Genomic DNA, 13,448 nt, shown 5'->3' with positions numbered 1-13,448 from the left:
TCCGATCTCGACCGCCGGCTGGCCGCCTTGGCGCGGCTGCCGCGCCGGGAGCTGTGGAACCTGCCGGACCCGCGGCTCGAGGTCCTGCGACAGGCGGTGGAGCGGGGCAGGTCCGTGCGGATCGGCATTGACGAACCGCTGTCCGGCGACAGGAGCCCGCGCGGTGAGCCGAGGCTGCGCGACCGGGGCGCGCTCTAGTCACCGGGTGACGCGAGCGGATGTTGCCCAAGCATGAGTGGCGAGGTAGGTTTGCAGCGCAAAGTTGTCGGTCGAGAGGAACGCTGGTGCCGGACGAGGAGCGTGACTCGCCGGACGCCCGCGCGAGAGGCGGCTCCGGCACATGAGCGCGGCCACCGAGGGTCTCGATTCGTTGATCCACGCTCCTGCCAGGCTGCGGATCATGGTGACCCTGGCCGGGATCGGCGCCGACAACACGCTCAGTTTCGCGCGGCTGCAGCAGCTGCTCGATCTGACGGCAGGCAACCTCATCACCCACTTGCGCAAGCTGGACGAGGGCGGCTACGTGGAGATGGCCAAGTCGCGACGTCGGGGGAGCACGGAGACCTCGGTGCACATCACGTCCGCGGGACAGGCGGCGTTCGACCGCTACCGCCACACCCTCACGGAGTTGCTCGGTGAGGCCTGAGCAGTCCGTGGTGCGGCACAGCATCGTGGAGCTTGCCGATGGAACCGCACTCGCCGTGCAGGAGTCAGGCCGAGCCGACGCGCCGGCGCTGCTCCTTCTGCAGGGACAAGCCAATTCGCACACGTGGTGGACGCGTCTGCGGGAGCGGTTCGCCGACACCCACCGCACCATCACCTTCGACTACCGCGGGACGGGTGGGACGCGCGCCGCGGAGGACAAGTGGTCCACCAGCCTCTTCGCGGACGACGCCCGCGAGGTGCTCGACGCGTCGGGAGTGCCGCGTGCTTTCGTCTACGGCACGTCCATGGGCGGACGGGTGGCACAGATGCTCGCCATACAGTCTCCCGGGCACGTCGAGAGGCTGGTGCTGGCCTGCACGTCGCCCGGTGGCGTGGTCGCCGTCGAGCGGAGCCAGGAAGTCAGGAGGGAGCTGTCGCAACCAGATCCGCGTGAGCGCACGCGAGCTCTGCTGCGGCTGATGTACACCCCCGACTGGTTCGGACACGGACGGTGCAGCCAGCTGCTGGGGGACCCGACGATGACCTCGCGGGCGCAGGCTCTCCACCTGCGCGTCAGCGCTCGGCACGATGCTGCGGACCGGCTCGGCGAGGTCGCTGTGCCGACGCTGGTGATGCACGGCAGCGATGACCTGATGGCGCCCGTCGTGAACGCCCAGCTCATCGCCGAGCGCATCCGCGGAGCCGAGCTCGTCACGACCACGGCGGGTCGGCACGGCTTCTTCGACGAGTTCGCCGGGGACGTCTCGTCCACGGTGCGGCGCTTCCTGCGGGGGCGAGCCGGGGACGTCTGAGGTGGCTCTGGCTCTCGGCGCACGCTGCTCCGACGGGGCCTCGCTTCCCTAGGCTGTGCCGAGTGACCAACGCAAGCGTGCGGATCCTGGGCAGTTGCGGTGCGTGGCCCGAGCCCGGCAGAGCGTGCGCCGGCCTCTTGCTGGTGCTGGACGGCCATCGAGTGGTGGTCGACCTGGGTTACGGTGCGCTGTCCCGGCTGATGACGGTGCTGGGTGGCGACGCGGAAAAGGTTGACTCGGTCGTGGTGACACACGCCCATCCCGACCATCTCGTGGACGTCCACGGGCTCTACCGGGCGCGGCGCTATGCAGCCCCCAAGCACGGGACAGGGCACCGACTGCCCTTGTACGCGCCACCGCAGGTGATGCAGACCCTGTCGGGGATCGACCCCGAGGATCCTGACGGCCCGAGTCAGGTCCTCGACTTCGTGGCCCTGCCTGGTGAGATCGTCGTGGGGCCCTGGCGACTCACCGCGGTCACGACCCCGCACCACCTCCCCAACGTCGCCGTCCGTTTCGATGCACCCGCAGGCTCCTTCGTCTACACCGGGGACACGGCCCCGTGCCCGCAGCTGGAACAGCTCGCCGGTGGATGCGACCTCTTGTTGTGCGAGGCGACCGACCGGACGCAGCAGCACCCTGGGTCCCCCGAGGACCCGCTGCTCATGACCTCCATCGACGCCGGGCGTCTCGCGCGTCGAGCCGATGTCGGCCGCCTTGTCCTCACTCACTTCTGGCCGGGCAACGATCGGAAGCGCTCGCAGCAGCAGGCCAGGCAGGAGTATGACGGCCCCGTGGTCCTCGCCGACGAACTGTCGGAGGCGGACCTTGCCGTCCGGCTCCGTTGACCGGCCGGCAGCGGATCGCGTGCCGCGAGGCGCCGGCCCCCAGCTTGCGCCAGCGGCCGGCTCACTCGTTCTCGGCGAGTATGGCGAGCCGGTCCAGTGATGCCTGGAGCCTGCTGCTCGTCGTGGCTCGGGCACGCTTCGGCGATGGCCCCATCGAAGCAAGGTTCCGCCGGCGTCCGTCCGGAGGCGCTTCCCGCAGGTCGTGTGGCTAGCGGGTGTCACGGGGTTCGCCGGTGCCTGTGGCCGGTAGGGTGTCGCGGCTGGGGGCATGATCAGGAGGGCTGGCCCCACGTGGCTCAGGGCCTTTGCGTCCGGCACGCCACCTCGTGGGTCGAGGCGTTGTTGCCGCATGCCGGATCGGTCGATCAACGGCATGGCACGGGTGATCCGTTCCCTCACGTGTTCGAGCTCGAGGGAAGCGGTGTGGGCGTCCTCGGAGTCCCACACCTCCGTGACCCAGACGCCGTCCGGATCGTCTACGTCGAGGGCAACGAGGTAGAGGCGACAGCCGGGCATGGGCTCGGAGTCCTGGCCCTCGAGGAGAATGCCCAAGAGCTCGTCCCTCCGTCCCGGGACCGATGCCAGACGTCCGTGCAGCATCAGCATGCGCGTCAGCCCAGGCTCGCTGCGTTGAAGGTGTCGCACTGGTTCACGTCGCCGCTCTGGTAGCCGGTGAGAAACCACTTCTGCCGCTCGGCACTCGAGCCGTGGGTCCACGACTCCGGCGTCACCCGGCCCTGGGCCTTCTGCTGGATCCGGTCGTCGCCCACGGCCGCCGCGGCGGAGAGCGCCGACTGCACGTCCCGTTGCGTCAACGGCTTGAGGTAGGTCGTGCCGTTGGCGTCCTTGGTGTTGGCGGCGCTGTGCGCCCACAGGCCGGCGAAGCAGTCGGCCATCAGCTCCGTGCGCACCGCACCGCTCTCGGCACCCTGGGGGTCCTGCTGGGCGTTCTGGAGCAGTCCGAGCAGGTCCTGGACGTGGTGGCCGTACTCGTGAGCCACGACATACTCCTGGGCCAGGGCACCGCTGTCGGCGCCGAAGCGGTTGGTCAGCTCGTCGAAGAAGCTGGCATCGATGTAGACCGTCTGGTCGGTGGGGCAGTAGAAGGGTCCGACCGCATTGGACGCGAGGCCGCAAGCGCTCTGCGTGGATCCCTGGTAGAGGACCAGCTGCGCCTTGGTGTAGTTCTGGCCGTAACGGGGCAGCTCCTTCTTCCAGTACGCCTCCACACTGTTCTGGGTGGCAATGACACGGCACTCGACGTACTTGTTGGCGTCCGCGCCCGTCTTGCACTTGGCGAACTGCTCGGAGGAGCCCTGCTGCTGTTGCTGAGGCGCGGCCTGACCGCCCGGCGAGCCCGAGCCGCCGAAGATGTCGCCTCCGCCGAAGAGGAGCGCGATGATCAGCAGGATCACGCCGCCGACCCCGCCGACCGCCACGCCACCGCCGGGTCCACGCCCACCCCCTCCGCCGCTCGTGGACGAGGTGTCGATCTGCACGTTGTCGTTGAAGCTCATGGGCCCTCCGGCCGTGTACGGGCGTGGCCGCCCGGTGCCAATGCTGCACGTAGACTAACCACCAGATCCCCGGTCACACCGATCTCCGCCCCGTGCGGACTGGTGCCGTGCTGTGCCCGGGACCGTGTGACGCCGTCCGGCGCAGTGCGCCGCAGAATCGACCGAAGGAGGACCCGCCGTGATCGCCGCCACCGGCATCGAGCTGCGCGCCGGCGCCCGCCTGCTGCTGGAGGGGGCGACGTTCCGCATCGCTTCGGGCGACCGGATCGGACTGGTCGGCCGCAACGGCGCGGGGAAGACCACACTGACCAAGGTCCTGGCCGGGGTCGGCGCCCCGGCGCAGGGGCAGGTCATGAGCTCGGGCGAGGTCGGCTACCTGCCGCAGGACCCGCGCACGGGCGACCTGCAGGTCCTGGCACGCGACCGCATCCTCTCCGCCCGGGGGCTCGATGTCATCATCCGTCAGCTGCGCGACACCGAGGGCGCCATGGCCAGTGCTGACGACGAGACGCGCGACAGGGCGATGGCCCGCTACACGCGGCTCGAGGCGGAGTTCACGGCGCGCGGCGGTTATGCGGCCGAGTCCGAGGCCGCCTCGATCGCCTCCAGCCTGGGGCTCGAGGAGCGGATCCTCGACCAGCGGCTGGAGACGCTCAGCGGCGGCCAGCGACGGCGCGTCGAGCTGTCGCGGATCCTCTTCTCCGGCGCCCAGACCCTGCTGCTGGACGAGCCCACCAACCACCTCGACGCCGACTCCGTCCTGTGGCTGCGCGACCACCTCAAGGCCTACCAGGGCGGACTCGTGGTCATCAGCCACGACGTCGACCTGCTCGAGGCGGTGGTCAACCGCGTCTTCCACCTGGACGCCAACCGGGCCGAGATGGACCTCTACAACGTCGGGTGGAAGGCCTACCTGCAGCAGCGCGAGACCGACGAACGCCGCCGGCGCCGGGAGCGGGCCAACGTCGAGAAGAAGGCCAGCACCCTGCTGGCGCAAGCAGACAAGATGCGGGCGAAGGCGACCAAGGCCGTCGCAGCCCAGAACATGGCTCGTCGTGCGGAGCGCATGCTCGCCGGCCTGGAGGGGGAGCGGGCCAGCGACAAGGTGGCGAAGTTGCGCTTCCCCGACCCGTCGCCGTGCGGGAAGACCCCACTCACGGCAGGCGGCCTGTCTCGCTCCTACGGCTCCCTGGAGATCTTCACCGACGTCGACCTGGCCATCGACCGGGGCTCGCGGGTCGTGGTGCTGGGTCTCAACGGCGCAGGCAAGACCACCCTGCTGCGGATCCTCTCCGGGATCGACTCGCCCGACACGGGCGAGGTCCGGGCGGGCCATGGCCTCAAGCTCGGCTACTACGCCCAGGAGCACGAGAACCTCGACGTCACCCGCACCGTCCTGGAGAACATGAAGAGTGCCGCGCCGGACCTCGGCGAGACCGAGACCCGCAAGGTGCTGGGCTCGTTCCTGTTCAGCGGCGACGACGTGCACAAGCCGGCCGGGGTCCTCTCCGGCGGTGAGAAGACCCGGCTGTCCCTGGCGTTGCTCGTGGTCTCCTCGGCCAACGTCCTGCTGCTCGACGAGCCCACCAACAACCTCGATCCCGCCTCCCGCGAGGAGATCCTGGGAGCGCTGCGCACCTACAAGGGCGCCGTCGTGCTCGTGAGCCACGACGAGGGCGCGGTCGAGGCCCTGGAGCCCGAGCGGGTGCTGCTGCTGCCGGACGGCGTCGAGGACCACTGGAGCGCCGACTACCGCGACCTCGTCGCGCTGGCCTGAGCGGGCGATCGCCTACAGTCTCGGCTGTGACGCCACCACCCGAGACCCCACGATCCGAGACCACCCGGCCGCACCCGATGCTGCACGTCGAGAGGGAGGGCCGTCTGGTCGTCCTGACCCTGGAGGACCCGTCCCACCTCAACGCCCAGACACCGAGCCTGTGGTCGGCCCTCGCGCAGGTGGGAAGGGGCCTCGGCCCGGACGTGGGGGTCGTCATCGTGCGTGGGGCCGGTTCGTCGTTCTCCGCCGGCCTCGACCGGCGCATGTTCACCCCTGATGGTGTCCCCGGGGAGACGTCGCTGCCGGCGCTGGCGCGCAGCGGTGCCGCGTCGCTGGAGGAGTCGATCAGCGGGTTCCAGGAGGGCTTCACCGTGTGGGGTTCGGTGCCCGCCGTCACGATCGCGGCGGTGCAGGGGCACGCCATCGGCGCCGGCTTCCAGCTGGCACTGGCCTGTGACCTCCGGGTCGCCGCGGACGACGTGGCGTTCTCGATGAAGGAGACGAGTCTTGGCCTGGTCCCCGACCTCGGGGGCACTGCCCCGTTGGTCCGGCAGGTGGGGTACGCCCGGGCCCTCGAGATCTGTGCCACGGGTCGCCTCGTGCACGCGGACGAAGCGGTCCGACTGGGGCTGGCCCAGCTCGCTGTGCCCCGTGACGACCTGGACGCGACGACGCGCGATCTGGCGGACGCCATACTGGAAGCACCGCAGGCCGCGCTCCGGGAGCTGAAGCCGTTGCTGCGCAACGCAGTCGACGCCCCCGGAGCTGATCAGTGCGCGGCCGAACGTGCCGCCCAGTCCCGGCTGCTCACCGCCATGGCGGCCGAGCAGGGGAAGTAACCGGCCGCCAGCGGTGTTCTCGGACTGAGGTCAACGAGGCGAGCCGCCGTCCGCGTGAGCGGGCAGGGCGGGTGGAGTGGAGAAGGCATGTCGATGTCGGGCTGGGGCATGATGCGCTCCTACACGCGCGACCAGGACGTCGCGCAGCACCGGCTCAAGCCGGGCACCGCACGCCGGGTCATGGGCTACGCCAAGCCCTACAGCCGCGCGATCGTGGTCTTCCTCGTGCTCGTGGTCATCGCGGCCTCGCTGGCCGCCGCCACGCCGCTCATCCTGCGAGAGCTCATCGACAAGGGCGTGGTGCGCCAGGACCGTGCCGTCGTCATCGAGTTCTCGCTGCTCGTCGCACTGCTCGCGCTCTTCGACGCGGTGCTGACCCTGGTGCAACGCTGGTACTCCTCGCGTATCGGCGAGGGCCTCATCTATGACCTGCGGACCGAGGTCTTCGCGCACGTGCTGCGCCAGCCCATCGCGTTCTTCACGCGGGCGCAGACCGGAGCCCTGGTCAGTCGCCTCAACACCGACGTCATCGGTGCCCAACAGGCTTTCACCTCAACGATGTCGGGCGTGGTGAGCAACGCGGTCTCCCTCGTCCTGATCGTGACCACCATGGCCTACATGTCGTGGCCGCTCACCCTGGCCGCGCTGGCGCTGCTGCCCTTCTTCCTCATCCCCGCGCGCCTCATGGGACGCCGTCTTGCCGGCCTGACCTACGAGTCGATGAACTACAACGCCGATCTCGGGTCCCGGATGACCGAGCGCTTCAACGTGGCAGGAGCGTTGTTGGTCAAGCTCTTCGGACGCGCCGAGATCGAGGATGCGGAGTATGCCGAGCGGGCCGGTCGCGTGCGCGACATGGGCGTCCGGATCGCCGTGAACCGCACGGTGTTCCTGGTCATGCTGACCCTCGTGGCGTCCCTCGCGACCGCCATGGTCTATGGGCTGGGCGGCATCATGGCGGTCAACGGGACCCTCACCGTGGGCACCCTGGTCGCGCTGGCCGCGCTGCTGGCCCGCCTCTACGGCCCCCTCACGGCGTTGTCCAACGTGCGGGTCGACGTGATGACCGCCCTCGTCTCCTTCGAGCGGGTCTTCGAGGTGCTCGACCTCCAGCCCATCGTGCGTGAGGCCGAGCACCCACGGCCGCTTCCCGACGGACCTGTCACCGTCGACTTCGAGAACGTCGGGTTCCGTTATCCCTCAGCGGACGAGGTCTCCCTGGCTTCGCTCGAGCGGGTCATGTCGTTGGACCGCAAGAGCGGCGATCCGGTGCTGCACGACGTCACGTTCCACATCGAGCCCGGCCAGCTGATCGCGCTGGTCGGTCCCAGCGGCGCGGGCAAGACCACTCTGACCAACCTGGTGGCACGCCTCTACGACCCCACCGAGGGCACCGTGCGGATCGACGGCGTCGACCTGCGGGAGGTCGACCTGACCTCGCTGCACGATGTGGTGGGTGTGGTCACCCAGGAGGCCCACCTCTTCCACGACACGATCCGCGCCAACCTGACCTATGCCCGTGCCGATGCGACCGAGGAGGAGATGCACGAGGCGCTTCGTGCGGCCCAGGTGTGGCGGCTGGTCGAGCAGCTGCCCGAGGGCCTGGACACGGTCGTCGGCGACCGCGGCCACCGGTTGTCCGGCGGGGAGAAGCAGCGGCTGGCCATTGCGCGACTGCTGTTGAAGGGACCCGGCCTGGTGGTCCTCGACGAAGCGACCGCGCACCTCGACAGCGAGTCCGAGGTCGCCGTCCAGCGGGCCCTCGACACCGCCCTCGCCGGGCGCACGGCCCTGGTGATCGCCCACCGCCTCTCCACCGTCCGCGGAGCCGACCAGATCCTCGTCATCGACGACGGACGGATCGTGCAGCGGGGCCGCCACCACGAGCTGCTCGCCGAAGGCGGGCTGTATGCCGACCTCTACCACACGCAGTTCTCCGAGACCGTCGACGAGGCGGCGGTCAGCTGACTCGCGGTGACGCCCGCCGACGGCGGGTGGGTGCGGACGGCTGCGGCACGAGTGGACCGCCCTTGACGTCGCGCGTAAATTCATAGAGTGCGCTCGCAAAATCCGAGTGCTGAGGATGTCTGGCCCTGGTGCCGTTTCGGCGGACGGGCGAGAACCTCACAGGTATGAGGAGGTACGGCGACAGCCGACTATCCGGGACCCGCTGCCGCTTGCGCCCCTGCGACCGAGGAGGACGCAGATGGCAGACAACCCGCTGCCCGGCCCCACCAGCAAGCACCTGATCGACTCCGTCGTGATCCCCCGGCGAGACCTGCTCCTCGGCGGAGGGCTCATCGTGGCCGGCGCCATGGGGCTCACCGCCTGCGCCGGAGGCAGTGGGCCGAGCTCCAGCACGTCCGCAGCCGGCACCGCCGCCGCCACCGGCGGCGCGGGAGGCGGGGGAAGCAAGCAGATCAAGATCCTGCTGTGGAGCCACTTCGTGCCGAGCTACGACAAGTGGTTCGACACGTGGGCCAAGCAGTGGGGTCAGAGCAACGGCGTCACCGTCGTCGTCGACCACATCAACCAGGCCGACCTGCCTGCGCGGACAGCCGCCGAGTTCGCGGCCAAGAGCGGGCACGACCTGATCGAGTGGATCACCCCGCCCTCGGCCTACGAGCCGAGCGTGCACGACCTGTCGGACGTGGTCTCCGAGGCGGTCGCGAAGTACGGCGACCAGATTCCGTTCTGCAAGTTCTCCAGCTACAACCCGCACACGAAGAAGTACTACGGGTTCTGCCACACGTGGACGCCGGACCCCGGCGACTACCGCAAGTCCCTGTGGACCGACGTCGGTATGGCGGACGGGCCGACCACGTGGGAAGAGCTGCTCACCGGCGGCGCGGAGATCAAGCAGAAGAAGGGCGTGCGTCTGGGGATCGGGATGTCCTCGGAAGTCGACTCCAACATGGCAGCCCGGGCGTTGATCTGGTCCTACGGCGGCTCGGTGCAGGATGCCCAGGAGAACGTCACGCTCAACTCACCCGAGACCGTGCAGGCCACCGAGTACATGGCCAAGCTGTTCAAGCAGGCGATGAGCTCGGAGGTCTTCAGCTGGACCGCCGCGTCCAACAACCAGGGTCTGGTGGCGGGGCAGCTGTCCTACATCCTGAACTCCATCTCGGCCTATCGCAGCGCCCAGGCCGGCACCCCTGCCACGGCGAAGGACATCTACTTCCTGCCCGCCCTCAAGGGGCCCACCGGGATGGCTCTCGCCAGCCAGCACGTCGTCCGGTCCTACATCATGCCGAACTGGGCCAAGAACGTGGACAAGTGCAAGGCCTTCCTGATGGCGCTGCTGGCCGCCGCGCACGACGGAACGTACAACTCGGAGCTGTACGACTTCCCCGCGTTCAAGAACCCCACGGTGACCACGGCCCTTGACGGCTGGCTGAAGAAGGACCCGTTCAAGTCCGAGCCGGCGGACAAGCTCGACCTGTTGGCGACCGCGGAGAAGTGGAGCACCAACGTCGGCCATCCCGGGCCGGCGAACCCGGCCATCGGCGAGATCTTCGACACCAACGTGTTGTCGACGATGATGGCCGACGTGGCACGCGGCAAGTCGTCGGCCAAGGACGCTGTCGCCTCCGCACACCAGCAGTGCGAGACGATCTTCAAGAAGTGGCGGGCCAAGGACCTCGTGGGCGGCACGAAGTAGCCGCGGGCGCAGGACGGCTCGGCAATGGCGATCGTCGAAGTTCGCGACCTCCGCAAGGAGTTCGGCGGCACGGCTGCAGTCGACGGCATCAACCTGGTCACCGAGGAGGGCGAGTACCTGGTGCTCCTCGGGCCGTCCGGCTGTGGCAAGACCACGCTGCTGCGGCTGCTCGCGGGACTCGAGCGACCCACCGGCGGGGACGTCGTGATCGGAGGGGAGGTCGTCACGGATCTTCCACCACGTGCCCGCAAGATCGCGATGGTCTTCCAGAGCTACGCGCTCTACCCGCACAAGACGGTGCGCAAGAACATCGTCTTCCCGCTCGCGGCAGCCCATGTCCCCAAGTCCGAGTGGGCGGCCAAGGTGGAATGGGCGGCCGGGATCCTGGGCATCCAGCGACTGCTCGACCGGCGACCACGGGAGCTGTCCGGTGGCGAGCGACAGCGAGTTGCGTTGGCACGCGCAATGGTTCGTGAACCGCAGGTCTTCTTGTTCGACGAGCCGCTGTCCAACCTCGACGCGAAACTGCGCACCAGCGCACGCGACGAGCTCAAGGAGTTTCAGCGGCGGGTCGGCATCACCACGGTCTACGTGACCCACGACCAGGTCGAGGCGATGGGACTCGGTGACCGGATCGCGGTGTTGAACGCCGGCCAGATACAGCAGATCGGCACGCCGGAGGAGATCTACTCGAACCCTGCGACCACGTTCGTGGCCACCTTCGTGGGTGCCCCGCCGATGAACATCATCAGGACCGACGGGAAGCTGGTCGGCTTCCGGCCGGAGAACCTGCTCCCGCTGGAGGCGGTCGGCAGCCGCGACGACCAGCTGGTCTGCGACTTCGAGATCTCCCGCGTGGAGAACCTCGGCTCCGACCGCTATGTCTACGGCTCGATCCCGGCGCTGGACCCGGAGGCGAAGGTCATTGCCAAACTGCCCTCGACGCTCACCGTCGTCGCGCGACCGGACACCCGCGAGAAGTACGCCGTCGAGCTGGACAAGCTGCGCTACTTCGATCCGGACACCGGCGAGCGAGTGGCACCCGATCAGCGGACCCGGACGCCATGAGCAGGATCGACGCGGACACGACCAGCGCGGCGATCAGGGCGCGCCCCGCAAGGCGCCGGCGCTACGCGCTCGAACGCGACGGCGTGCTCGGTTCGCTGATGCTGGGGCCCGCGGTGCTCTACCTGGTCCTGGTCGTGGGCTATCCGCTCGTGCTGGCGATCATGTACTCGTTCAGCGACGTCACCGTCGGCAGCTCACGGTTCGACTTCGCCGGTCTGGCGACCTTCAAGACGGCCATCCACGACCCACACTTCCCGGCGGTGGTGGCGCACACGTTCATCATCACCGGGATCTCACAGGCCCTGGTGGTGGTGCTGTGCACCATCCTGGCGTTCACGCTGGCCGCCAACTTCCGCGGCAAGTGGTTCGTGCGGTTCCTGGTGCTGATGCCCTGGACCACCCCGGTCGCGCTCGGGGCGATCATCTGGCTGTGGATGCTCGACTCGATCTTCACGCCCTTCAACTGGTTCGCCCAGCAACTGCACGTCATCGGGCCCGGTGAGCAGCTCAACCTGCTCGGTCACGCCGGGCTGGCCACGGCGAGCGTGATCGCCGTCCAGACCTGGCGGACGCTGCCACTGGCCACCGTGATCGTGCTTGCCGGGCTGTCGTCGATCCCGCGTGACGTCGAGGAGCAGGCCGAGGTGGACGGTGCCGGCTTCTGGCGGCGGCTCTTCGGCATCCAGATCCCGCTGCTCGCGCCGGTCATCCTCGTGGCGGTGCTCTTCGGGATCGTGTTCACCTTCACCGACATGGCGGTCGTGTTCATCCTGACCGGCGGTGGGCCGGGCGACGCCACCCAGGTCCTCGCCAGCTGGGCCTTCTACAAGGGCATCAACGGGGGCAACCTCGCGGTCGGCGCCGCGGACGCGTTGTTCATGTTCCCGGTCCTCCTCGGGCTGGCCATCGTGGTCCTCATGATGGCCTCCGGGCGGCGGGAGAAGTCATGAGCAGCTCGTCCGCACGGAGGCCGCGGACGATCCGCGGCAGCATCGGGCTCTACCTGATCGTCTTCTTCTTCGCCGTCCTGTGCGGGTTCCCGTTCCTGTGGGCGACCATCACCACGTTCAAGACCAACCAGGACCTCTACACCACCGGCCACAACCCGTTCGCGTTCACGCAGGCACCCACGCTGGACAACATCACGACCCTGTTCACCACGACGCCGTACCTGCACTTCATCATCAACAGCGTCGTGATCGGCATCGTGACCGTCGGGATCACGCTGGTGCTCAGTGTGCCCGCCTCCTACGCGCTGGCGCGGCTCACCGGCCGCTGGGGGCTGCCCATGGCGATCGGCATCTTCGTGGTGTACCTCGTCCCCCCGACCCTCCTGTTCCTTCCGCTCTCGCGGGTGATCACGGTGCTGGGGCTGCAGGACACGATCTGGTCGCTGGTCCTGGTCTACCCCGGATTCACGATCCCGCTGTCGGTCTGGCTGCTCCTCGGCTTCTTCAGGTCGGTGCCCCGTGACGTCGAGGAACAGGCGCAGGTCGACGGCTACAGCAAGGTCGGGGCGCTCGTGCGAGTGGTGCTGCCCCTGGTGGCGCCGGGCCTGTTCACCGTGGTCGTGTTCACCTTCACCCTCACCATGCAGGACTTCATCTACGCCCTGGCGTTCGTCTCGAGCTCCTCGCAGATGACGATCAGTGTCGGCGTGCCGACCAACCTGGTGCGGGGCGACGTCTTCTACTGGCAGTCGCTGATGGCGTCCGCCATGATCGTGGCGATCCCCGTGGCGGTCATCTACAACCTGTTCCTGCGCAAGTTCATCCAGGGCTTCACCCTGGGCGCGGTCAAGGGCTGAGGGCGTTACAGCGTGCGAACCATGCCACCGTCGACCGTGATCGCCGAGCCGCTCATGAAGGAGGCGGCCGGTGAAGCGACGAAGGCCGCCACCTTGCCGAACTCCTCCGGCCGGCCGTAGCGGCGCAGCGGGATGCCGGCGACGGCTCGGGCACGGCTGGCCTCCGGGTCACCACCGCTCGCGTCGAGCTGGCGGACCCGATCGGTGTCGATCCGGCCGGGTAGCAGCACGTTGACCCGGCCGCCGGTCGGCCCGTGCTCGTCCGCGAGCGTCTTGGCGGCCATGGCCAGGCCCGGGCGCAAGCCGTTGGAGATGCCCAGGCCGCCGATGGGGCTGCGGACCGACGACGACAGCACCAGGGTGACGCTGCGGTCGTCGGCGGGCTCGGTGCGGTCGGCCGCCAGCACCGTCCGCGCCAGCCGCACGGCGCCGAGGAACACCGACTCGAAGGCGGCACGCCACTGTTCGTCG

At 69.0% G+C, this 13,448-nt stretch carries 13 protein-coding genes and 1 pseudogene; 11 read left to right on the top strand and 3 right to left on the bottom strand.

Annotated features, from left to right (window positions below; all coding sequences use genetic code 11):
* The 4 genes from FRW57_RS23120 to FRW57_RS08900 form a co-directional block, all read left to right on the top strand.
* A partial coding sequence (locus FRW57_RS23120; RefSeq protein WP_275263128.1) for a Vms1/Ankzf1 family peptidyl-tRNA hydrolase occupies positions 1 to 198 on the top strand: 198 nt, incomplete at its 5' end.
* Positions 199 to 340: 142 nt separating this feature from the next.
* The gene (locus FRW57_RS08910) at positions 341 to 646 is read left to right on the top strand and encodes a transcriptional regulator (protein WP_152185833.1); all 306 of its coding nucleotides are present in this window, start codon (positions 341 to 343) and stop codon (positions 644 to 646) included.
* Positions 636 to 1,457 (top strand): alpha/beta fold hydrolase, encoded by an 822-nt coding sequence (locus FRW57_RS08905; protein ID WP_238999379.1) that lies wholly within the window; start codon positions 636 to 638, stop codon positions 1,455 to 1,457. The genes FRW57_RS08910 and FRW57_RS08905 overlap by 11 nt, the downstream gene beginning before the upstream one ends.
* 62 nt (positions 1,458 to 1,519) lie before the next feature.
* Positions 1,520 to 2,305 carry an MBL fold metallo-hydrolase gene (locus FRW57_RS08900; protein WP_152185832.1) on the top strand — a complete coding sequence of 262 codons (786 nt, stop codon included), beginning with the start codon at positions 1,520 to 1,522 and terminating at the stop codon, positions 2,303 to 2,305.
* A gap of 402 nt (positions 2,306 to 2,707) precedes the next feature.
* On the opposite strand, the pseudogene FRW57_RS08895 reads toward FRW57_RS08900, so the two are convergent.
* Together FRW57_RS08895 and ypfJ are read right to left on the bottom strand one after the other, a co-directional pair.
* Positions 2,708 to 2,905: pseudogene (locus FRW57_RS08895) on the bottom strand (antibiotic biosynthesis monooxygenase family protein); the annotation flags it as partial.
* Between the two features lie 11 nt (positions 2,906 to 2,916).
* Positions 2,917 to 3,822, bottom strand: a complete 906-nt coding sequence (ypfJ, locus tag FRW57_RS08890; protein ID WP_137121576.1) for a KPN_02809 family neutral zinc metallopeptidase — start codon at positions 3,820 to 3,822, stop codon at positions 2,917 to 2,919.
* Between the two features lie 178 nt (positions 3,823 to 4,000).
* On the opposite strand from ypfJ, the gene FRW57_RS08885 reads away from it, so the two are divergent.
* The 7 genes from FRW57_RS08885 (at position 4,001) to FRW57_RS08855 (ending at position 12,977) form a co-directional block, all read left to right on the top strand.
* Positions 4,001 to 5,599, top strand: a complete 1,599-nt coding sequence (locus FRW57_RS08885) for an ABC-F family ATP-binding cassette domain-containing protein (protein WP_137121577.1) — start codon at positions 4,001 to 4,003, stop codon at positions 5,597 to 5,599.
* 26 nt (positions 5,600 to 5,625) lie between these two features.
* A complete protein-coding gene (locus FRW57_RS08880) occupies positions 5,626 to 6,438 on the top strand; it encodes an enoyl-CoA hydratase/isomerase family protein (protein ID WP_238384675.1) in 813 nt (270 codons plus the stop codon).
* An 87-nt stretch (positions 6,439 to 6,525) separates the two neighbouring features.
* The gene (locus tag FRW57_RS08875; protein ID WP_137121578.1) at positions 6,526 to 8,406 is read left to right on the top strand and encodes an ABC transporter ATP-binding protein; all 1,881 of its coding nucleotides are present in this window, start codon (positions 6,526 to 6,528) and stop codon (positions 8,404 to 8,406) included.
* A 238-nt stretch (positions 8,407 to 8,644) separates the two neighbouring features.
* Complete coding sequence (locus FRW57_RS08870) at positions 8,645 to 10,102, top strand: ABC transporter substrate-binding protein (RefSeq protein WP_137121579.1); 1,458 nt, start codon at positions 8,645 to 8,647, stop codon at positions 10,100 to 10,102.
* Positions 10,103 to 10,126: 24 nt separating this feature from the next.
* Positions 10,127 to 11,170, top strand: a complete 1,044-nt coding sequence (locus FRW57_RS08865; protein WP_137121580.1) for an ABC transporter ATP-binding protein — start codon at positions 10,127 to 10,129, stop codon at positions 11,168 to 11,170.
* On the top strand, positions 11,167 to 12,120 hold the full coding sequence (locus FRW57_RS08860) for a carbohydrate ABC transporter permease (protein WP_202911527.1): 954 nt from the start codon (positions 11,167 to 11,169) through the stop codon (positions 12,118 to 12,120). The genes FRW57_RS08865 and FRW57_RS08860 overlap by 4 nt, the downstream gene beginning before the upstream one ends.
* The gene (locus tag FRW57_RS08855) at positions 12,117 to 12,977 is read left to right on the top strand and encodes a carbohydrate ABC transporter permease (RefSeq protein WP_137121581.1); all 861 of its coding nucleotides are present in this window, start codon (positions 12,117 to 12,119) and stop codon (positions 12,975 to 12,977) included. Before FRW57_RS08860 ends, FRW57_RS08855 begins: the two co-directional genes overlap by 4 nt.
* A gap of 5 nt (positions 12,978 to 12,982) precedes the next feature.
* Here the strand turns inward: FRW57_RS08855 and FRW57_RS08850 are convergent.
* Positions 12,983 to 13,448: SDR family oxidoreductase (locus FRW57_RS08850; RefSeq protein ID WP_152185831.1), on the bottom strand; the 466-nt coding region annotated here is incomplete at its 5' end.

It is taken from the genome of Segeticoccus rhizosphaerae (assembly GCF_009192725.1).
In the GTDB taxonomy this organism is placed as follows: Bacteria; Actinomycetota; Actinomycetes; order Actinomycetales; family Dermatophilaceae; genus Segeticoccus; species Segeticoccus rhizosphaerae.
Note: the sequence above shows the minus strand (reverse complement) of the source record. Positions and strands in the feature narration are given on the sequence as shown.